The 21,519-nt window shown below is 44.6% G+C and carries 14 protein-coding genes and 1 pseudogene; 12 read left to right on the top strand and 3 right to left on the bottom strand.

Annotated features, from left to right (window positions below):
- The first annotated feature begins 156 nt into the window (after nt 1–156).
- From ACJJIE_RS07695 to ACJJIE_RS07675, 5 genes are all read left to right on the top strand, one after another.
- Nucleotides 157–1,311: an acyl-CoA dehydrogenase family protein gene (locus ACJJIE_RS07695; protein WP_444894172.1), complete on the top strand. Its 1,155-nt coding sequence runs from the start codon at nt 157–159 to the stop codon at nt 1,309–1,311.
- A gap of 176 nt (nt 1,312–1,487) precedes the next feature.
- Nucleotides 1,488–3,494 carry an alkyl/aryl-sulfatase gene (locus ACJJIE_RS07690; RefSeq protein ID WP_444894171.1) on the top strand — a complete coding sequence of 669 codons (2,007 nt, stop codon included), beginning with the start codon at nt 1,488–1,490 and terminating at the stop codon, nt 3,492–3,494.
- A gap of 68 nt (nt 3,495–3,562) precedes the next feature.
- Entirely contained in the window at nt 3,563–4,789 is a 1,227-nt protein-coding gene (locus tag ACJJIE_RS07685; protein WP_444894170.1) for a phytanoyl-CoA dioxygenase family protein, read from the top strand.
- Nucleotides 4,790–4,829: 40 nt separating this feature from the next.
- Nucleotides 4,830–6,056: a phytanoyl-CoA dioxygenase family protein gene (locus ACJJIE_RS07680; protein WP_444894169.1), complete on the top strand. Its 1,227-nt coding sequence runs from the start codon at nt 4,830–4,832 to the stop codon at nt 6,054–6,056.
- 556 nt (nt 6,057–6,612) lie between these two features.
- Complete coding sequence (locus ACJJIE_RS07675; RefSeq protein ID WP_444894168.1) at nt 6,613–8,523, top strand: hypothetical protein; 1,911 nt, start codon at nt 6,613–6,615, stop codon at nt 8,521–8,523.
- Between the two features lie 169 nt (nt 8,524–8,692).
- Here the strand turns inward: ACJJIE_RS07675 and ACJJIE_RS07670 are convergent.
- A pseudogene (locus ACJJIE_RS07670) lies at nt 8,693–9,154 on the bottom strand (transposase family protein); the annotation flags it as partial.
- 507 nt (nt 9,155–9,661) lie between these two features.
- On the opposite strand from ACJJIE_RS07670, the gene ACJJIE_RS07665 reads away from it, so the two are divergent.
- A complete protein-coding gene (locus ACJJIE_RS07665) occupies nt 9,662–10,636 on the top strand; it encodes a DJ-1/PfpI family protein (protein WP_444894167.1) in 975 nt (324 codons plus the stop codon).
- 643 nt (nt 10,637–11,279) lie between these two features.
- Here ACJJIE_RS07665 and ACJJIE_RS07660 read toward each other — a convergent pair.
- Nucleotides 11,280–12,809, bottom strand: a complete 1,530-nt coding sequence (locus ACJJIE_RS07660; protein ID WP_444894166.1) for a flavin-containing monooxygenase — start codon at nt 12,807–12,809, stop codon at nt 11,280–11,282.
- 115 nt (nt 12,810–12,924) lie between these two features.
- Here ACJJIE_RS07660 and ACJJIE_RS07655 point away from each other — a divergent pair, with 115 nt between their 5' ends.
- Nucleotides 12,925–13,962, top strand: a complete 1,038-nt coding sequence (locus tag ACJJIE_RS07655) for an AraC family transcriptional regulator (protein ID WP_444894165.1) — start codon at nt 12,925–12,927, stop codon at nt 13,960–13,962.
- A gap of 22 nt (nt 13,963–13,984) precedes the next feature.
- Here ACJJIE_RS07655 and ACJJIE_RS07650 read toward each other — a convergent pair whose 3' ends face one another.
- Nucleotides 13,985–15,517, bottom strand: coding sequence for a DUF1254 domain-containing protein (locus ACJJIE_RS07650; protein WP_444894164.1), 1,533 nt, complete (start codon nt 15,515–15,517; stop codon nt 13,985–13,987).
- 882 nt (nt 15,518–16,399) lie between these two features.
- Between ACJJIE_RS07650 and ACJJIE_RS07645 the strand changes: the two genes are divergently transcribed.
- The 5 genes from ACJJIE_RS07645 to ACJJIE_RS07625 all read left to right on the top strand — a co-directional run bounded on the left by ACJJIE_RS07645 (nt 16,400) and on the right by ACJJIE_RS07625 (nt 21,517).
- A complete protein-coding gene (locus ACJJIE_RS07645) occupies nt 16,400–17,875 on the top strand; it encodes a class I adenylate-forming enzyme family protein (RefSeq protein ID WP_444894163.1) in 1,476 nt (491 codons plus the stop codon).
- Nucleotides 17,876–17,967: 92 nt separating this feature from the next.
- Nucleotides 17,968–19,116: a type III PLP-dependent enzyme domain-containing protein gene (locus ACJJIE_RS07640; RefSeq protein WP_444894162.1), complete on the top strand. Its 1,149-nt coding sequence runs from the start codon at nt 17,968–17,970 to the stop codon at nt 19,114–19,116.
- A gap of 3 nt (nt 19,117–19,119) precedes the next feature.
- On the top strand, nt 19,120–20,160 hold the full coding sequence (locus tag ACJJIE_RS07635) for a hypothetical protein (protein ID WP_444894161.1): 1,041 nt from the start codon (nt 19,120–19,122) through the stop codon (nt 20,158–20,160).
- Nucleotides 20,157–20,990 carry a hypothetical protein gene (locus ACJJIE_RS07630; RefSeq protein WP_444894160.1) on the top strand — a complete coding sequence of 278 codons (834 nt, stop codon included), beginning with the start codon at nt 20,157–20,159 and terminating at the stop codon, nt 20,988–20,990. The genes ACJJIE_RS07635 and ACJJIE_RS07630 overlap by 4 nt, the downstream gene beginning before the upstream one ends.
- A complete protein-coding gene (locus tag ACJJIE_RS07625) occupies nt 20,990–21,517 on the top strand; it encodes a hypothetical protein (protein WP_282933209.1) in 528 nt (175 codons plus the stop codon). Before ACJJIE_RS07630 ends, ACJJIE_RS07625 begins: the two co-directional genes overlap by 1 nt.
- Nucleotides 21,518–21,519: the final 2 nt, after the last annotated feature.

Below are 21,519 nucleotides of genomic sequence, written 5' to 3'. Positions count from 1 at the left end.
CAGGCCTCAATCATAGGGATTGATTGCTGATTTCATGGATGAACAGATGGAATTGGCAACCATTGTCGGCGCGGTTTTTATTATGCTCGGCATAGCGATGCGGTACCAAGGTGGGTGCCGTGTGATTTGTCCGTAATAACTATAAGTAGGTACTGTATGGATTTTTCACTGAGCGAAGAACAGCAGATGATTCAGGATGCGGCAAAGCAATTTGCTGACAGTGAACTGAAACCCATTGCTGCCGAACTCGACAAGACCGGTAATAGAGAGCTCTTGTTGGAGAAGCTCAAGCAATTGGCAGAGCTGGGCTTTATGGGAATCAATATTGATCCCAATTACGGCGGTACTGGTGCTGGTACTGTGGCGTTTTCCCTGGCGATTGCTGAACTGGCGAGAGGCTGTGCATCCACAGCAACTACCACCTCGGTAACCAACATGGTGGCTGAGGTTATTCAGGCGGTAGGTTCGGAAGAGCAGCGCCAAAAATACCTCCCTAAGATTTGTAGTGGTGAATACCCGGCAGGTTCTTTCTGCCTCACCGAGCCCGGTTCTGGTTCAGATGCGGCCTCTATGCGCACCCGTGCGGAGAAACAGGGCGACGAATACGTTCTCAATGGCAGTAAGCTCTTTATTAGTAGTGCCGAATTTGCCGGTATTTTTGTTGTTTGGGCGGTGACAGATTCTTCCGCGCCAAAAGGCAAAGGTATTTCCTGCTTCCTGGTTGAAGCCGGCACGCCTGGTTTGGTGATCGGCAAGGCCGAAGAGAAAATGGGGCAGAAGGCCTCTGTTACCAATGAGGTTTCCTTCGACAACTGCCGAATTCCTGCGTCGAATTTACTGGGCGAAGAAAACCGTGGGTTCCGTATTGCTGCGGGTGAACTTGCAGGAGGTCGAATCGGCATTGGTTCCCTGGCGCTGGGTATTGGCTTTGAAGCTTTGGATTGTGCCAGGTCTTATCTGCATGAGCGGGAGCAGTTTGGTAAAAAGCTGGCGGAATTCCAAGGGCTGCAATGGCAGCTTGCCGATAAATATACTGAGATGGAAGGTGCGCGACTCCTATTGTTGCAAGCCGCTTGGCAGAAAGATGCCGGAATGCCGTTTGGCCCTGCCGCTTCAATGGGCAAACTGTTCGCTAGTGAGAAGGCTAACGAGGCATGTTATCTATCTCTGCAAATGCACGGTGGCGTGGGCTATACCCGTGAATACCCACTCGAACGTATGAGTCGGGATGTGAGAATCACTACAATCTACGAAGGTACCAGTGAGATCCAGCGTCTGATTATTGCCAGGCATTTACTGGATGTCAGATAATATTTAATGACACATAAGCCGGCGCTCTTCGCCGGCTTTTTTGTTTCTTTCCCCCTAAATTTGTCAGTTATTCTCCTGATGCCGGCATAAATACCCGTCCGCTTAATAGTTTCCTACCTATCCTCTACAAGGGGCTCTGCCGCATCACTTTGCGAATCATGGAAAGGAAACAACTGATGAACGTTAACAAGCTGCCGCTGTTTTCGCTATTTCTAGTATTCCTTGGCTGTTCGCTAACGACCGTAAGTGTCATGGCGCAAGAACCCAATCCTGCCAGTGTCGTCACAATGAAATCAAACCAAGCTGTACTGAAAGAGCTCCCCTTTGCAAATCGAAAGGATTTTGAGGATGTAAAGCGGGGCTTTATTGCTCCTTTGCCAAACAGTGGTGTTATCAAAAACAGCAAAGGCGATACGGTGTGGAACTTGGAGCAATTTCAATTTGCTCGTGATAAAGAGGCTCCTGACACTGCCAACCCCAGCCTGTGGCGGCAACTGCAATTAATTTCGGAAGGTGGTCTTTACGAGGTGATACCGCGAATCTACCAGGTTCGCAGTGCGGACCTCTCCAATATTACTTTTATTGAGGGCGATACCGGGATCATTGTTATGGACCCGCTGATCTCTGCCGAGACGGCTGAAGCAGCGTTGAACCTCTATCGGCAGCATCGCGGAAACAAGCCTGTCGTTGCTGTGATCTACACCCACAGTCACGTTGACCACTATGGGGGTGTTCGCGGTGTTATCGATGAGGAAGATGTAAAATCAGGCAAGGTTAAGGTAATAGCCCCGCAAGATTTCCTGATTGAAGCTGTTAGTGAAAATGTCTTTGCAGGAAATCATATGGCGCGTCGTGCCAGTTTTATGTACGGAAACCTGATTCCTAAAGATCCCAAAGGTACCTTAGGATCTGGCCTCGGTCTTGAAACCTCCACTGGCACCATCACACTGATAGAACCGACAGACTCCATTGTTGAGACGGGGCAAACTTTGGAACTGGATGGGCTTGTCTTTGAATTTTTGTTGGCTCCGGGCTCTGAAGCGCCGGCAGAAATGCACTTCTATATTCCTCAATTGAAAGCCGTAACTGCCGCCGAAAACGCAACCCACACGCTGCATAATCTCTACACTCTGCGGGGAGCAAAGGTCCGAAATGCTCGTGACTGGTCTCGCTACCTCAATGAAACAGTGCAGCGCTGGGGTGGAAAAGCCGAAGTCCTGTTTGCGCCCCATCACTGGCCAACCTGGGGGCCAGAAAATGTGGTGAATCACCTGAAAAAGCAGCGCGACCTCTACAAGTACCTCAACGATCAAACCCTGCGGTTGGCCAATCACGGATACAACATGGTTCAAACGGCTGAGCTGATGGAGCTGCCCCCAGAGCTCTCACAATATTGGGCTAATCGGGGTTATTACGGCAGTGTAAATCACGATACCCGTGCGGTTTGGAACTACTACTTGGGGTTTTTTGATGGCAATCCCGCTCGTCTATATCCAATGCCACCGACGGCAGCGGGAATAAAGTACGTCGAGTATATGGGCGGGGCAGCCAATATTATCAAGCAGGCAAAGAAAGACTATGAGGCCGGAGAGTACCGCTGGGTTGCGGAGGTGCTCGATAAATTGGTTTCCGCAGAGCCTAATAATCGTGCTGCAAGAGACCTATTGGCAGATGCATTAGAGCAATTGGGTTATCAGCAGGAGAATGGCACCTGGAGAAATTTTTTCTTAAGTGGTGCCAGGGAGTTGCGGGATGGTATCCAGAGATACCCGGTTCCTCTGACTGCGAGCCCAGACACAATTCGCAGTATGCCGGCTGGTTTGATTTTTGATTACTTGGGAATTCGACTCAACGGCCCCAAGGCAACTGGCAAAAACCTCTCCATCAATATCACCATGCCGGACGTAAATGAAAGGTATGCGCTTGAGCTTGAGAATGCGGTACTGAACTACGGGCCTCCTGTTAAGAATCCAGGCAGTAGTGTCCAGATAAACCGCTCAGATCTTAATGACATCATCTTGGGGAGCGCATCTATCCAGGAGAAGATGGAGGATGGGAAAATCAAAATTGAGGGCGATGCGGGAGAGTTGAAGGCATTACTTTCCTTAATGGACCGGTTTGATTTTTGGTGGAACCTTGTTACGCCTGAACCGATGGACAAGATGGTGCCAAAAGATTTCTGAACTTGGGCTAACTTTGTGATAAGTGGATACCTTCAGTTGTATTGGGAGGCTTAATTAAGGTGGCAGGAATGGCGGAGAAAGGAAAAACGCTTTCTGAGATGTTAAAAGGAATCGGTACACTGGAAGAAAGTGCTGATTTTGATGTTTCCTGGTTTCGAGTAGTACATATTTGTTCTGCAATTGTTGTGCTTATTGCATATCGATTTTTGGTTGCGCCATGGAAAGGTCGGAAAAAGATAGCATTCAATACAGAAATGAAATCGCTTAAGAACTTGCCGCTTCGGTTACCTGATCCAATATTGGGTAGTGAATCTGAAACTCAGTATTTCCTAAATGAGAATGAGTTAGAATTTTTCAAACAGAACGGTTATCTGCCCCCATTTTCCGTAGTTTCTGAACAGGAGGCTGCCGAGTTAAAAGATCTAGCTTTGGATGAGTATGATAAAGATTTCCATGGGATTAGCTTTCTTGGGGATAAAGTTCATGATATTGAATTGAAGCATGGAAATTGGCCGATAGAAGATGCTGGAACTTATCAGGCTTTGCGATTGCCTCAGTTCAGAGAGCTTCTAAGGAAACCGCAAATTGCACATCGACTGGCTAGTTTGTTGGGGGAGGAAGTGATTTGCTGGAGGACACAGTTCTTTCATAAGTTGCCAGATACTGAGCCGACAGTTTGGCATCAAAACGCGACCTTTAGAGAATCTGGAAAATTTGCCAAGCTTCAGCCAACCCTAGACACAGATCCAGCGATGATTCAGTTGAACGCATGGGTGGCGCTTTCCGATTCCACGCGTGAAAATGGCTGCTTGCGATTGCTTCCTGGATCATGTGCCGATGCCCGGATTAGTTTTTTATATGAATATATACAAAACAATAGATACTTCTATTTGTCGCAGCTTCCGCTTTCACTTTCTTATTTATACGCTATAGCAAAAATCGGTTTCTATGGCTCAATATTTGCAAAGAGTGCGTTGGTTTTTTTTACGGCGGTAGAGATTTTAGGGGAAGATTTTTTTGAAAACTTTGAGGTTCTTGATGTTGAGATGAAAGCGGGGGAATGTCTTATCTTTTCTGCCTTAAATATGCATGCGTCTTACCCGAATATAACTAAAAGTGACTGTCGATTTTCCTTTCTGGGGCGATGTACAACAACTCATGTAAAGGTTTCCCCCTCCGGTAAAGATAGATTTCCTAGTGCTGAGGGGTTGGTTGAGTTTGAATTGCCAGAGGTTAGTTCTTTTCAAATATACGGTGGTGATTCTTATGGGTACAACAAAATATTGCGAAACTAGTGGGTGGTAGTATCCATTACTTAAAAGAGGTGAAAAATTGATGGAAGCTGGCAAAAGTACTTTTTCGGAAATGCTGAAGGGATTTGGCTCTATGGGAGATGCTGCAGATTTTGAAATCTCCAAAGTGCAGGCTTTTCAGGTTCTATTGATGATCACTGTCGTTTTACTTTATAAGTTATTGATTCTCCCATGGCGTGGTTCGAAAAAGAAACAGATGTTTGATGAGTTGGATAGGCTGAGAAATATGACAGTGTCTATTCCGAGGGAAAATGTCTCCAGAGATGGTGGTAAGGATGAGTTCCTAACAGAAGAGCAAATATGTTACTTTGAAAAAAATGGGTATCTGCCTCCATTTCAGTTAGTTTCTAAAGAGCAGGCAGCAAATTTGCGCAAGGAGGCTGAGAAAGCATTTTCGGAAGATTTTCAAGGGGTAAGCTATGTTGGCAGTAAAGTAAGAGAGATAGAAAAGCGACATGGGCAATGGCAAATTGAAAGTGCAGGTCTTTACCAGGCCCTGAGAATGAAATCTTTTAGGGAGCTACTGAGGAATCCAAAGTTATCGCGAAAGCTTGCCAGTCTATTGGGTGAAGAGGTGATGTGTTGGCGATCTCAGTTTTTTGATAAATTTCCTGGTGCTAGCGGTACCATATGGCATCAAAACGCGACTTTTAGGGAAACTGGTAAATATGCGAAATTGCAACCTACAAAAGATACTGATCCTGCGGTAATACAGCTTACTGCCTGGATAGCTCTATCAGAATCCACTATTGAAAACGGCTGTTTGAGATTTTTGCCGGGGTCTTTTAGTGATGCAAGAATGGATTTTCTATATAGCTTTATCCAAGATAATAAATTGTTTTATATTTCTCTGCTTCCTTTTTCATTTCGGTATTTTTTTGATGTTTTTAAGGTGGTTTTATTTGGTCAGATTTTCGCTAAGAGTATATTAGTCTTTCTTACAGCTGCGAAGCTTTTAGGGGAGGATTTTTTTGATAAGTTTAAAGTTAAAGATATGGAGATGAAGCCGGGTGAGTGTATTGTGTTTTCATCTCTAAATATGCATGCATCATATCCAAATACATGTAGTAGTAATTCCCGGTTTTCCTTTGTGGGAAGATGTACGGCAAATCATGTACGGATTGCACCGGGAGGTAAGGATATATACTCAACAGCGGAGGGAATGGTGGAGTATGAACTTCCAGAGGTAGGTAGCTTCCAAGTGTATGGCAGGGATACTTTTGGCTACAACAAGATATTGGAGGATTAACATTTATGCAGTTTTAAAAGGGGTTGCCTTACGGAATCCCCTGTAGGCTGCTATTTATATTGGGTTATAGCGTTCAATGCGGTATGCAATAGGGGGAGGGCCCTTACTTGTTACTTTTGCGGAATGAATTTTCGAGTTGTAATTTTTTGAAAAATCAGATCCTTCGCAAGATATGTTTGCCCATTAGGGGCGGGAAAACGATTGGTGGCATTTTTGACTGAGTTTGCGTAATAATTTAGTTTTTTATTTTCATGATGCCTTATTTGTTTTGCCATTATTTCAGCCGGTTAGTGTTAGATACCCTATGTTGAATGGTGTTTAATACCTTTTTATCTTTCGATGCCTGGGGCCCATATACTTTATTTTGATTGTGGTCGGTGCTGAATGTCTCATATTCGGCCTTCCTTATTGTGTTCACATTTTATTAAGTTACGCACAGAATTAAATTTTGTTCCGACTAAAATCCTGTTCATATTTTCATTTCATGACTGCTTCGGAACTTGTGTTTTGGGCAGTACTCAACATCAAAATAAAAAACAAAGCACTTAAGGCGATTATGGACAATTTATTCGGGCAGAAACTATTAGTACTGGCGCTTACTGCAGCACTGGCAGCTTGTGGTGGAGGGGGATCATCAGATTCTGACTCCGAATCAGCACCTGTGAGCGATGGGGGAGGTCAGGGGAGTGGGTCAGGAGATAGTGGAAGTAATTCTTCTCTGCCGGATAATGATCCATCGACAGTTATAGTTGGTGATGTGTCACAATCAGAGTTAGGATTTGCGACTATTACTGCTACAGATATCACTCTACCTGATGCGATGGTAAATGCTCAGGAGGTTTATCAATTAGCCCACTACATAGGTCGTACGGACAGTGAGCAGGATGAGGAAAACATTGATATCCCCATCCGAAGCTATACAGCCACCTGTGCCACGGATACTACTGAACCGAGAATGTTTGTTTCCACTACTCTGTCAGAGGGGCAGAGCGCTTCTGATACAACCTATGGGTCAATTTACGAGCTTAAATATAACCCGGATAGTTTGAGTTTTGAGCAAACGGGTAATGCTACAATACTGAATCAGTGTTATGAGTCACATGGCATAACGGCCAGTGCAGATTGCTCCAGGGTAGCCGTTTTATGTAACACTGAATACAAAGCCAGTGAGCAATATGATATTGAGAAGGATCTGGTCGAAGAGTACGGTACCACTTGGATGAAGATTGAAGACAATCTTTCCAGTGTTGAAGGTACTGATAATGAAGAGAAATACAATGATCAAATTTGGTTATTAGAGTGGGATGATAAATCGATAACAGAGGTCCCTGATGCCTATGTTGTCAATAAGATGCATGGTGGCACTCATTTGGGGACTCAAGAGCTACTGTATGTAGAGGATGATAGCCAGGGACGTACAAGTTATGCATTTTCCGTAACTGCTCGTGTTCTTGTTAGTGGTTCGCATTATTCGGCAGGGTTAACGGTTATTAATCGAGATGACTGGTCAATGTCTTTCTCCGGTGATGATCATCGGGGTTGGTACTGGGCATGTGGCCATGGCCATGTTCTGAATATTCGAGCCTTTTATAATCCCGGGAATGAGATGTACGGGGCTCTTTGTACTAGTGACGGAAATAAATATTATCCATCCCCGGGCCTGAATGCGATCGCCATCAAAATGGAGGACAGTGGATCTTCTGTTTATGAAGGCACCTATAATCATTTAGTACCCTCGACAAGTGCAATGATATCCAACGGTGGTGGCCATACGGTTGTCCCGGTTGATGCCGATACAAACCTCTCAGTTATTGTATCTCCGAAGTACATTGAAGATACGAACATGGATATGTTCTTACAGGATGAGCTGGGCATCGATATTAGTGGCGATGGACCCTTCGATGAGCAATGTGCTGATAACGGCATTCGCAATTGCTTCTTCTCATATATCGATAGTGGTGAATATCCCGTAATTTCGAGGCAGGGTCTCTACTCTGGGGATGCCCTGGATACTACTTCCCTGACACGTGTAGGTGTTGCAAAAGTTGATGGGGAAGGCAGTATTGAAGGTAATGGCATTGAATGGCTGGCAACGGATTCTGACTGCCAAATTAGTGATCCCCAGTTGGTTGATCTGAAAAATGGCCGTTACTTATTTGGTTACGCGCAGTTCCAGTGTATCTCCGATAACCTCCCGTACAATCGCAGTTACAATAAGAGTGGTGATGCCATGCGTATGTTGGTGCCAAAAGCCTACTATGTAATGGAGATTGATGCAGACTTAAATGTACTTGAGGGGCCGGTAAAACTGACTGACTACGGTTGGGGTGGTTTGGATGAGCCTATGTACTTGGGTAATGGTAAAGTTGCCTGGAGCTATATTAAGAATCCTACCCTGGATAATTATATAGGTGGCCAACAAAATGTTTGGCAGGCAATTGTCTATCATTCTGATAGCGTAAATTAATTGTGCTGATTTGGGGTAAGCTTAGGCTTGCCCCAAACTAAATTATACTTATACATTTGTAGTAATTTATTTGTAGTAGTTCATGTTTGATCTGACAGTTACCGGTTTTTGAGGAGGTGCCCTTTCTGGTCAAATTTAGTTTACGAGTATTTCCCTTCAGATCCTTTTATAACTCTTCTATTAATCCATAAATCTTGCGGCGTGATGAAGGTTGGTAGAGCTCTTCTAAAATGGTCTTATAAAAGCGCTCACAGGTTTCGTTAGTTTGTGGATGACTGGCTTTTGTCTTGGTTTGTTCTATTTCGATCACACTCAGATCTAACTGGTAGATCATGTATGGCATAAAAGGGTAGTACACGGTCATTCATAAGCTCCGTCCATGTAATTGGCCCCAAGTGCCATTAATCACAATTTGAAGTTAGCCAGGTCATGCCGTAACCAGATGCTCCAAAGGCCACTAGGGGACACAAATATACCGGATTTACGCAGTTCATTGGTAACTCGAACCTCTCCATGGGCAGACTCTCGATACACCTATTTTCTTGCAATCTTTGGATATATTGCCGAGTTCTTCTGCAAGATTTAGTAATCCGGTCTTGTACTTGATGATACGATCATTAGTATGGACCATGGGGTTTTGCTTGTGGGTTTAGTCTCCTTCATAAAAACCGGTAAACACCCCCTTTTTCCAAGAAAACATGTCCGATTTAGCCTGAATTAACCCATTTTATTGCTAGTTGTTCCTCTGTGTTTTTTTCGTACCATTAATATAACCCTGAATGCTTGTAGTGGTTGATGCAGATATTTTTATTTATTTTATTTTGGGTTGTAGATTTATTTGGATATCTCATTGGCTAGACACTCGCTTTGGATAATGTCCTTTGCTGCTGAGACATATAGTGCAGTAGAAAGTATGTAAGCCCAGCTAAATATTATTTTTCGAATAAAGATTTGTCGTGCCCAATCATCGATGTCTGAATTTGTCGACTTTATGTCATTTGCGACCGAATTTACTAGCTTACAATTCTGGCTGTTACCCCTAGAGATACCTTATTTATATGTTTGAGCTTGGCGTGAGGTACCCGCGATAAGCGCTTAAGCATGTATCTGTACTCACCAAAATAAAAAGGAAATAGCCATGCGTTCTTTAATCTGGGCTGGCCTATGCTCGCTACTTTTTAGCAATATGGTCTGGGCCCACTCTACGTCCAAAGATGCCTTTCATATTGGAATATTACTGTACGATGGTGCGCAAACCATTGATTATGCCGGGCCCTATGAGGTTTTTGGGCAAGCCAATTATCGTTTAACAACGGTTTCGGAAGATGGTGGAACCATTACTTCAGCCATGGGGCTTAAAGTGGCTCCAGATACCAGCTTTGATCAGGATAATCAATTTGATGCAGTAATTATCCCTGGGGGCAGTATTAATGAAGCAATGGAGAGCCCGGAAGTATTACAGTGGATTAAAGAGCAGTCCAAACAGGCTCAGTACGTTCTATCGGTATGTAACGGTGCCTTTATCCTGGCAAATACTGGGCTTCTGGATGGTAAGAAAGCAACCACCATTCGCGGAGCATTTGATTCTTTCGAGAAGAACTTCTCTGATGTTGAATTGGTGAAGAATAAAAAGTTTGTTGATAACGGCAAGTTTATAACTACAGCTGGCCTTTCATCTGGTATAGATGGCGCTTTATATCTGGTAAGCAAGGTTGATACGATTGAAAAAGCCAAAAGTGTCGCAGCGAAGATTGAGTACCTGTGGGTGCCAGAGGGGGGCTATATCCGGGGGATGATGGCGGATAAAATCATGCCAAACCTTGGTGACTTGCCTGAGTCAATTCAGTTTGTTTCTAAGGAGTATAGCTATGGTAGCCTGGAAGAATGGTACACCGCGTTTCAGATTTCCGGTGATGTGGAAACTGTAAAAGCCTGGTTTGGTGAGCAAATGAAAGAAAATCCCGAGTGGAGGAAGGGGCAGGGTAAGTTTATTGACAATAAATGGGTGTATCAGTTTTCTGATGATCGTACTGTATTGCAAGTTGACTTCGTTGCTCCCTCTGATATCAATCCTTGGGTGCTTAAGTTCAGCATATTGGATCAAGCGTTATAATTTGGTAGCTTTCGTTAAAGGTGGAGACGATAAAACCTAGAATATAGGAAAAGTATTTGCTTTCTGGTCTTCAGATTGAACATACCGTTTGCACCGCCACATCGTCATTTTTGAATTACATTGGGAAGGTTCTTCATTCCGGCGATAGCATATTTGATAGGGCTTGGAAATTGACCAGCCTCTTTTTATGTTATTAAAAGTTTGGGAATTTGTGAACGACGGGTTTTTTCCGCCGGTAACTTGAATTTGACAAATTCTGTCCCAGTTTTCTAGTTGTATACTTACAGAAGACGCCATTGAAGCTATTGATAGCGAGGACAAAATTAAAAAAATACTCACAGCTCTCACAATAAGCCATCCTGTCTGGTGACCTAATATTCGGATGTGCTACCCCATGATTATATGGTTTCGTGAAGCCCGTAACGAATTCCTAGAAGGCATCGGTGGCGGATCAATTAGAAGTGTTTGTTACTTTTTTGTGAGGCGGGACTGTTAGGTCAAATAATGTTGATTGCGGTTGTTCACTTTGGGGTTTTAGTCTGGGCTTGGAGCTAGGGATCTTGTGCAGTATCTATATCTGTCTACCTGATGAAAGGTAAAATAGAAGCGAGCCGAGGCTCGCATTCTTAATGCTGCCTGAAATTTAAATACTGCTTACTTCGATAGAGGATGTGTTGTTTTTATCTTTTGCCTTTTGAGTTTTCTTGGTGTCAGATTGGTGGGGCAAAAAAGTTAAAAATTCATCCTCAATCGCTGAATCAAGGAGTATCTTACAGTCCTCTTCATAGTTATTTAACAGGCGCCATGGATAGCGCTTACCTTGCCTGGGAAGTTCTCCATTTGCCCGTTTTACATAGCCAGAATCCAGGCTGCTCATCACCGAACCTTGCTCAGCACTGCCTTCGCTATCTATCGCTGTACACACCTGAAAGTTATGTGCGTCCATGTATTTTAACAGGCGGCAAATATAGCGAGCAGTAATGTCGGCTTTAAGAGTCCAGGGGGCGTTGGTATAGCCGAATACCCATGAGATGTTAGGAACCCCCTCCATTAGCACTGCTTTGTAAGTCAGCTTTTGATTGACTACTACCGGTGCACCATCAATACAGAGCTTGATACCTCCTAGAACTTGTAACTTTAATCCGGTCGCACTGATAGTAATGTCTGCGTCTAATTGTTGCCCTGATTTAAGTAGGATACCTTTATCTGAGAAGGTTTCTATTTCACCGGTGGCAACAGAAGCTTTTCCTGAGCAGATTGAGGAGAACAGATCTCCATCGGGTACAACGCAGAGACGTTGATCCCAGGGGTTGTAACTGGGGTCGAAGTGACTGAGATCGTAATTAGCTGGAAGGCTTTTTCTTACATCTTTTAATAGTAACTTTCTAATAAAGTTAGGCCAGCGCTTAGCAGCTTTAAAAATCCAGCGCTGCAATTTGATATTGCGCCAGCGTCCTAGCTTGTGGACCCAGGGTGCTGGCAGAAATTTTGATAGTACACGAGAGATTTTATCGATAGATGGAACTGAAATGATATAGCTTGGGGAGCGTTGCAACATGGTGACATGTTGGGCGGTGGTTGCGAGCGAAGGGACCAGGGTAACAGCGGTAGCACCGCTGCCGATCACGATAATACGCTTGCTGCGGTAGTCCAGATTTTCTGGCCACTGTTGGGGATGAATCAGTTTTCCTTGATAGTTTTCTATACCTGGATATTGCGGCAAGTAGCCCTCTTTATGGTCGTAATACCCAGTACAGGCAATCAGAAAACTACAGGTATATCTCACTGGGCTGCCAGATTTGGTGTTGTGACCTTCCAGAGTCCAAGCTCGGTCTGTACTGGACCAGTTTGCCGTAGTTAAATTTATTCCAAAGTGAATTCTCTTTTTAACGTCATATTGCTCTGCCGTGGTTTCAATATACTTTTGGATAGATGGGCCATCCGCGAGTATTTTCTCGCCGGACCAGGGTTGGAAGTCATAGCCGAAGCTGTACATATCGGAATCAGATCGAATGCCCGGGTATTTAAAGAGGTCCCAGGTACCGCCGACTTGTGCCCGCCGCTCGATAATGGCGAAGCTGCGCCTGGGGCATTCGCGACTCAAATGACAAGCCATTCCTACCCCTGAGAGTCCCGCGCCGATAATTAATACATCGAAATGAGTCGATTTCACAATCCCTACCCCTGCAAATTTCTATGCCTTATAGACTGAGTAGATGTGCCCATGATTTATTGTTAGATTGCGACAAATAATTGTCTTTCCGCGCCACAAAGATGGGGAGCAAGTTATGGGTAGCCTTGTACGAGTCAGTATTCTTTCCGGTTTCAGTGAATTCTTGGAGCAGCTTGGGGGCAGGGGGGAAGCCTTCTTGGCTGAGTTCGGTATGCCTTGTGATATCAGCCCGGCAGATTCCCGCTTGGTATCATTTGTTGAGGTCGCGCGCCTGCTGGAAACTGCAGCACGCCGGTTAGATCGCCCCGATTTGGGGCTATGCCTCGCATCGCGACAAGGGGTGGACCGCTTGGGTGGGATAGGTGTAGTCGCATGCAACGCGGCCACTCCACGGCAAGCTTTGCTATCCGTTAGGCGCTTTCTTTCTCTTCATAGTTCATCCCTCAGTATGCAACTGGAGCCATTAAGTGAGGGTGATGTACTACGTGTTGTTTTTGACTGGCAGGACCCAGCTCTCAGTAGCTATCGCCAGATCCGGGAGCAGGTGCTGGGAAATACGCTGACGATGATACGGATGTTGGTAGAGACTGAGTGTTGCCCGCAAAACGTACTGCTGCCTCATGGTCCTCAAATGGCTGAGGGTGAATACTGCAATTACTTTGGGTGTGAGGTTCTGTTTAGCTCGGGCTATTGCGCGATGGACTTCTCAGCTGCATTTCTGGATACACCACTGAAGTCTGCCGATCCAGTGGTTGAGCGATTGGTCATTCACCACTTGGAGCAGCAGAGCGCGACGCTGCCCGTTCCTCTAACTGTAGAAATTCGACAATTACTCAGTGAAATATTGCCCAGCGGCAGATCTCAGCTCGGCACTGTGGCAGGGGCGCTGAAGCTCCACCCCAGAACTTTACAGCGCCGCCTGGCTGCGGAAGGGCTTAGGTTCGAAGAGCTATTGGATAACGTGCGGCGGGATCTGGCGACTCGATACTTATCCGATCCGAATCTGGCCTTGGGGCAGATTACGGGTTTGTTGGGGTACTCCGAGCAGAGTACATTTCAGCGAGCTTGTCGACGTTGGTTTGCGGAGACTCCCCGGAATCATCGCTTGCGCCTTGCAGGCAGCGCAATTGTGGGGCGGCCGGAATCTCCGTAATAGCCTGTAGGGGGCGGTTCTTTTAATATTCAGTAGGCTCCACCTCTCCAGGGCGCCAGGTTTTCTCCAGCCATGGCCCCAAGGGTCCATACAGTCTCAGGATTACGAAGAAACCTTTGTTGGGTAGGGTCTCCAGCCAGTTTTTCTCAAACCCTTTTGGCGCCTCGGGTCCAAAATAAACGTCATAAGAACCATCGGAGTTTTGTCTTATCCCTTTCGACTGGCTGCTTACTGCGGGAAAGGGTTGGCTGGTTTTTAACATTGAGCGCGTTTGGCTGTCGTAGATATTTACTGCCCAAAAGGCATTGACCGGTACATCGGGGGGCAGGTGCAATTTGTATTTTCTAGAGCCATCAAAAGGCTCTTTGTTTTCATCGACAAAGGCAATGGCGTAATCAGAACCTTTGCCAGGTTCAATAGCAGTCATTGCTGGGCTGACACCGGTATAGGGATAGAAGTAGCTGACTCGAGCGTCACTATTAATGGTTTTGCCATCGGGGCCATTGAAGAAGATGTTCTTGCCGGGAAACGCCATTACCCAGGCGCTATCTGTGCCTGGGTAGATTTTGATATCGGAGAGGGACTTGTCTGTCCGTGGGTACCAAACAATTGAGCGGGCTATACCATTACCAATTGCAACTGCGTCCGTAAGGATTTTGGTCATTCTTTTATCTGGACTGAAGGCTTTCCCTTTTTCAATGCCTATTGAGGCAAAGAGGCCGCGCGTTTCTGGGTTAAGCATCCCAACCCACTCGTATTGAACGACTTCATTAAGGTGCTTATAGAATTGATAGTCATTGGGGTGGATGGTGTTGAAGGCCTTTCCAGACGCACTGATAAAGACCATCCTTGGCGGGTTACCTTTTTGAGCCAGGGGGTAGATTCTCAAGTTGTCTTTGATGTTTTGCACCGCCTCCGGCAAAGGCTGGTTACTTGGAGAGCGCATAAACACCCACAGTCGGAAGGAGCGAGGGTAGATGGGAATGTAGCCGAAGGGAATATTGCCTTTATAGTCTGGTGGCAGTAACAGAAACTTTCCCCCGCGCCCCTTATCCGGGCCAGAGGAGCCGATATCTTCAACAAAGCGGAACCAGGCATCATTAAACGCGCCCATAACGTCGGGCGGCGAGTGAAACACAGTTGGTCCGTCTCGTTTTAGATCTAAAAAAGCCAGCGTATAGATAGTCGAAGTATTGCCTGTGAGAAAAAGAGACTCAGAGTTCATTAACCGATCGAAAATTAAGACTTCATTGGCAGACTTAGCGCCAAGCTCTCTTCCCCCTTTCATCAGAGCATGTACTGATGCTCCCTGAATTCCCTTGAGGAAACTATCCACCGCACGCATATGATCCAAATAGTCGTAGAGCTTTTCTGCGGTCTGGGGATAGGGAGCGCCATCGCGGAATTCGAGAGTGCCAATACTACTGTCCACCTTATCTGGAGTACTGATTGATTTCAGAGTCTCTGGATGTAAATCGGCGCAAAGCGGCAGAGAGCTGGTTAACAGAAGAAAAATTCCGACAGACCCAAATGCGTACTGAAGTAATCGAATCAAAATAGCTACCTCTATATGCAAGGCGTGCGTGATACGTAAGTGTGTGGTATTGCTTCCTCTATTGGGGTTATTTCGTGCCAATTTTTTGTGTTAACTGCCGGATTATAAAGATGACTATCCCCAGGCGTAACTTGGGTATCTTTAGCGATAAGTTTGGCTTAATTTTGATCTGGTGAGGCCGGTGATTTAAAAGGTCAATTTTATTGTAATTATTAGTCTGTCGTTTTTAGGCTGGCGCCCATGTCTTGTCTGGCAGACCTGGATTTAAAGGTTTACTTGAAGTCAGTAATTTCACACCGCTACTGATCTGACTCTCCTGTAACCGAAATTATTACATTAACTTGCATTCAAATATTTATCTGGCTTTCAGTGCCGGTAGCCGATCACTTGTAAAAGAAATCTCTCAAGGTTTCATGGTTCTCAAAAACCACCTTCAGAAATAAGTTTGAGTAATTTTTAATATTTGCCCATCCTATTTTGTGACCATTCGGTTCAAATTTTTTTGGCTTTATAGGGTTTTACTACCAAAAAAATTATTTTCTTTTTTTTGGTCATTTGGCGGAATTAAATTCTGGATAAATTGGTTTTTCATTGCCTATTTTTTTACTTGGTAGTGGTGCGAGATCGGAAAAAGGGTTTATTAACTTCTTGATTTATTTGTCTTTTGGAATGTTTGTAATGTTTAGTCAGATCGAATAATTTCTAACAGGATGAGACTTTTCATGGATTGATAAAGAGGTTGTCATAAGCTTTACAGAAAATGCTTGTCATTATTGGGTCATCCGATTTATAAAATGATCGTCCCATGTAGCCGGTTTGAATAGTTTTTTTTAGGCTTATTCGGACTAGATCAAAAATCTTAGAATAATAAATGGACTAAAAATGTTTTCTCTTGCCAGCCTGTTCGAGAAAGTTGTGGAAAAATGTTGGCAAGGTCGTCTGGAAAATCTGGATGGCGAGGTTTTGACCGCGGCTCACTGTGAGAATGCGTGGCTCTCACTTACAAATGAAGAAGTTTGTTTCAGTGCTGGCGATCGCATTTTAGTGTGTACTCAGTCTGAAATAGAGGCGGTCGCCATTATGTTGGCGGCGTGGAAGATGGGGTTGGTGGTTGTACCTGCAAAGGGGGATCTGAGCCATTCTTCAATTAAAATGATCGCTTCAGACTGCAATGCCAAGGCGATATGGCGTGCTGGAAAAATTGAGGCCTTGCCCGATTATCAGCAGGAATGCTCAGAGTTTGAAGTGTCTTCTACTCCAGTGGTCACAGGCGTGGATCTGGCTCTGGTGATCTATACCTCAGGAAGTACTGGTAAGCCAAAAGGCATTATGCTTACCCATCAAAATGTTCTGACTTCCTTGGCCTCAATATCCCAATATTTGGGCCTGACAGCACAGGACAGAATTTTGTGCTTATCCCCTTTATCGTTTGACTACGGTCTTTATCAGGTATTATTTGCGCTATATAGCAACTGTACAACCATCCTCTACGACAAACCATTTAACCCCATACAAGCCCTTAAAACGATTTCAGAGCGGGATATATCTGTTCTTCCGATTGTGCCAGCAATGGGGGCTGCCCTAGTGAAACTGGTGGGTTTGGTTAAACCTAACCTCAGCAACCTGCGCAGTATCACCAATACTGGGGGCCATTTATCTGAGTACATGATTCGCGCCTGGAAAGAGTATTGCCCAAGTCTAAATGTTTTCTCTATGTATGGTTTGACTGAGTGCAAGCGAGCCTTGTACTTGGAGCCAGAGCTTTGGGAAGAAAAGATGGGTTCAGTTGGCAAGCCGATCCCTGGCCTGGATGCACGTGTATTTATACCTCACTCAGCGGTCAGTAAATTTAGAGAAGCAAAAGCTGATGAGGTAGGTGAGCTTTATGTTCGTGGGACGGCAGTGATGCAAGGCTACTATAACCCGGCCGCTCAAGGTGGTGCAGAAATCTTTTCGGGCAGATATCGGGACGACAATTGGTTGGCGACGGGAGACCTTTTTACCCGTGATCAGGATGGCTTTTTCTATTTTAAAGGGCGTTCAAAAGACTTAATAAAACAAGGTGGATTTTGTCTGTTTCCAAAGGACTTGGAAAATCATATTGATATGTGCCCATTGGTGCATATCAATGCAGTCATCGGCACTAGAGATAAGCTCGAGAATGAAGTGGCTACTTGTGTTGTGGAGCTTCATGAGAATACCGCTGACAATCAGAAGCAGTTTCGCACTTGGCTGAAAGCGAACATAGATACTGACTACATGCCGAGAGATATCAGGTTTGTTGATGGAATTCAATTAACCGCTAATAGCAAGGTAGATAGGAAGCGCTTAGAACAGGATTTACAAGTCCATGCCTAATGATCTGAGTATATTTAGGCGGGATCCCGCCTAAAACATAAAACGCTAACTTAATAAAAATATAAACGATACGTTTAACCCTTGGGGGAGTTATGGGTGCACTGTCAGATGCGCTGGTTCAACAGTTGGGCCAAAATAAGAAACAGCTATCTACACCTTGTTATATCTATTCCGTTAAAACTGCTCACGATAACTACAAGCAGCTGAAGGCAGCGCTGGGCACGGGATTGATATACTCTCTGAAAGCCAATAGTTGCCTTGATTTAATACTTCGTTGTGGGCACATCTTTGAAGACGGTATTGAGATTGCATCTATAGGCGAACTAAATCTACTTCCTAAAGGGAATAGCCCCCGATTTGTCAATAACCCATCGGCAGATAAGGCCTTTATACGCGCTGCCATTGCGAGTAAGTGCCATTTAATTATCGACAACCTCAATCAATTAACTTTGATTGAGGAGTTGAAGGCAAGGCGGCCAGTAAACCCTGTCGTTTTAAGGCTTAATCCCTCAATCTTGAGCCACTTTGATAGAAATCAAAAGGGCCTAAGAAAAGATCATTTTGGTTTCGACTGGAATGGTTGTCTTGAGGCTTTGGATTTTTGTAAGAAACATGGGATTCCAGTTTTAGGTTTTCATTTGTTTAGGGGTTCATATTCCTTTAATAAAGGTGCTTTCGACACTGCCAAAGTGGCCTTGCAAGTTGCTTATGAGTTTGAGGAAATACTGGGATACCCTCTGTCATTAGCCAATCTAGGTGGTGGGTTTGACCCCAATTGGCGAGAGCAGGAGTTTGATTTTGGCCAATATAGAAATTTGATTGCTGAATTTCCAGATCATATCAAGGTAGTTCACGAGAGTGGTCGAGCAATTATGGGCTCAGCCGGTTATTTCGTCACGGAAGTTCGCTATAAAAAGTCCATTAACGGTGACAAGTACGCCGTATGTGATGGGGGAATGGCCCAAAATTTTCTGTTGGCGAAAACGGAAAGTACCTTTAAACGATTCCAGCAACCTCATGTTTTGCGTAATGGGACTCCTCTAAAAGGGAATGATGAGGAGCAGAAAGTCCTTTTAGTGGGCACATCTTGTAATAAGGAAGATGTGATTGGGGAAGTCAACAATATTGACCTTCGAGAAGGGGATTTAGTCATATTTGATGGATGTGGTGCCTATAACGCAAGTTATACCGTAGCACCTTTCCTCAAGTTGCCGGCTCCGAACTCTTATCTGGTGGAGTAGATCATGGAAATGCAATCGGTTGTAGGTGGTTTTGTTCTCAATCAATTATCCAGTATTTCACCAGTGCCCAGCACATTGAAATCGCTGTTAGAAAATTCTTGTGCTCGGCTATTCGATGCATCAATGATTATCGAAGATCCTTTGACAGAGCTTGCACCACTTAGGGACGCTTCGGTTCAGCAGCCATTAGAGCAGTTTGAGCAGACCTTTGTTATTGATCAAATTATTGACACTGTCCGGGATGAAGGACTGGATAATCACTTTCACAATATGATCGGGCTATTTGGCTCGATTATGTTGAGCCTGACTGCTACAGATGATCAGCTTGCCCAGGTCAATAAATGGGTGGAACAGGGGATTTTTGGCCACTTCCTTATGACAGACCCCGGCGGCCCGAGCCTTATGGGTTGGAAGACAGAGCTGGTTGAAACTGATAGCGACATGCTACTGAATGTCGACAAGATCCACGGCATTGAGGCACATAAACTTGGCTTTGCCATGGTAGTTACCAAGCAACCGGGAAGGCCTTTTCCCCTGACAGTGATGTTGCCGCCAGAACTCTGTAACCAACTACGGCAGAGTACTGTAGGAGAGCCGTTTTTAAATAGCACCTTACAGCTGGGAAATTGTAAGGGTAAAGTATCAATTACCAAAGACATGTTGTTGAGCAAAGGTGGGTTGGGTAGCGTCAATCGATTTTTAACACTGGTTCGCCCGCGCTTTGTTAAATCACTAATGCACTTTGTGCTTTGGCTACATGACTGTAAAGAAGCTCATTTAACCAGCGAAGATCAGGCTCATATAGAGTATCTAATTTATTTGTGTAATGAGCAGGTAGCTGCAACCACTTTCTCTATGCACAGTGTAAACCGTGTACTGGCAACGAAATTTACCAGCAATGAGCTTTTGCTGAACCTGGTCTTGTCAGGAAAGATCAAATCCGTGAATCGACAGCGCGATCTGTTGGCTTTCACAAAAATGGAAGGCAGTTCATATCGGTGCTTCTTTGAGATATATAGCAAATTTAAGGGGCTGCGGGTATGAGCCTGTATTTACGATCTGCAGCTTTTATCCCTATAGAAGGTATCACTGCCTCATCCAGTAGTGATGTATCAACTGCCTTTGGTGATATTGCCAGGATTATCCGAAGACAGACAGATAGTGTATTAGATGCTGCTCCAGAGATAAAAGATTCGCAAATAGATCGCCATTTTTTATGCTCTACCATGATTGAACTTCCTTTGAGTTCATCGGCGATTAGTGAGCAGGACTTCAATTACGGTGATAATGCAAGAGCGCCAGTTACCAGTTTTGTTAATACCTATGAATGTGCATCTTGGGGTTATAGCCTTCGGCATTACCTGACACAAAATCCGGAATCGCGCTACTTACTGGTTAGTATTCTTGACGCCAATGTTTTAGATCTAACGTTTTGGCGAGAAAATGAAAATTGGGGCGATAGTGGTTTTGGTCTCTGTACACTGTTGTTTGAAGTGCGGGATCTTGACAGTATAAACCTTAATGCATCCTGCACGATTACTTATAATACAACTCCAGAATTTGCCACTGTCATCCGAAAAATGGCTGTTGGACGAGATGACCTGACTTTATCTTTACCATTCTTTCCGGAGAATATTCGCCAGATTTTCTCCAAATTGTTGTCGGCCAATCAAAAGTTACCAGACTTGCATGATCGATGGGGGCATTGTTTTGGTAGTGATCCCTGGCTGAATATTATTTGCCAAGGCGCTGAAAAGGGCTTCGACAAGCAAGAGAATTTTCTAGCCTGTTCGATTGCATTGAATGGTTATTATTGCACTGTAGAAGTTACCGTTGATGAACAAAGTCACTTCTATCTAATGGAGGCCGCGTGATGAAGACTGTTGAGCTATCAACGTGTCTCGAACGTAACCCCTATCCGGACACATTGAAATCCTGCTTAGCACAAATGCTGCCGTTGAGTACTGAGCAGGACTATCTTGCATTATCCAGTCTACCAGTTAATTCCAGCCCGGTGCTACTGAATCATTCAGAGCACTATCAATTACTGCTGGATATTCTGCGATACTTTGAAGATTCTGAACTGGATATAGACTTAATCTTGATAAAAATGCAGATGCCTGCTGGCGGGCGTATGCCAAGTGCTCTATTACAAGACACCGTTTTAATGCTTCATGACCTGGCTGGTGAAGAAACAATATTGGTTAGAGAAGGAAAACGATATATAGCTATTGAGGATAGCTTGGTTCGCCACCCATTTGAAGCGGGAACAAACCAGCTGAAAATCAGGTTGGCAGTGGATGTTGATTGCCATGATCTCTTAATTGAGGGGCTTTCTAAATTACTTATCGAGTGCGGTTTCGGTGATATAACAATAAACACCATGGACGGGACAGCATAAAG

This window comes from Microbulbifer maximicatervae (SeqCode), assembly GCF_052467325.1.
This window is presented reverse-complemented; position numbering and strand designations above follow the sequence as displayed.

Bases quoted from the DNA above. Each gene is read 5' to 3' on its own strand.
- ACJJIE_RS07695 (WP_444894172.1), top strand. From the start codon at position 157: ATGGATTTTTCACTGAGCGAAGAACAGCAGATGATTCAGGATGCGGCA.
- ACJJIE_RS07690 (WP_444894171.1), top strand. From the start codon at position 1,488: ATGAACGTTAACAAGCTGCCGCTGTTTTCGCTATTTCTAGTATTCCTT.
- ACJJIE_RS07685 (WP_444894170.1), top strand. From the start codon at position 3,563: ATGGCGGAGAAAGGAAAAACGCTTTCTGAGATGTTAAAAGGAATCGGT.
- ACJJIE_RS07680 (WP_444894169.1), top strand. From the start codon at position 4,830: ATGGAAGCTGGCAAAAGTACTTTTTCGGAAATGCTGAAGGGATTTGGC.
- ACJJIE_RS07675 (WP_444894168.1), top strand. From the start codon at position 6,613: ATGGACAATTTATTCGGGCAGAAACTATTAGTACTGGCGCTTACTGCA.
- ACJJIE_RS07665 (WP_444894167.1), top strand. From the start codon at position 9,662: ATGCGTTCTTTAATCTGGGCTGGCCTATGCTCGCTACTTTTTAGCAAT.
- ACJJIE_RS07655 (WP_444894165.1), top strand. From the start codon at position 12,925: ATGGGTAGCCTTGTACGAGTCAGTATTCTTTCCGGTTTCAGTGAATTC.
- ACJJIE_RS07645 (WP_444894163.1), top strand. From the start codon at position 16,400: ATGTTTTCTCTTGCCAGCCTGTTCGAGAAAGTTGTGGAAAAATGTTGG.
- ACJJIE_RS07640 (WP_444894162.1), top strand. From the start codon at position 17,968: ATGGGTGCACTGTCAGATGCGCTGGTTCAACAGTTGGGCCAAAATAAG.
- ACJJIE_RS07635 (WP_444894161.1), top strand. From the start codon at position 19,120: ATGGAAATGCAATCGGTTGTAGGTGGTTTTGTTCTCAATCAATTATCC.
- ACJJIE_RS07630 (WP_444894160.1), top strand. From the start codon at position 20,157: ATGAGCCTGTATTTACGATCTGCAGCTTTTATCCCTATAGAAGGTATC.
- ACJJIE_RS07625 (WP_282933209.1), top strand. From the start codon at position 20,990: ATGAAGACTGTTGAGCTATCAACGTGTCTCGAACGTAACCCCTATCCG.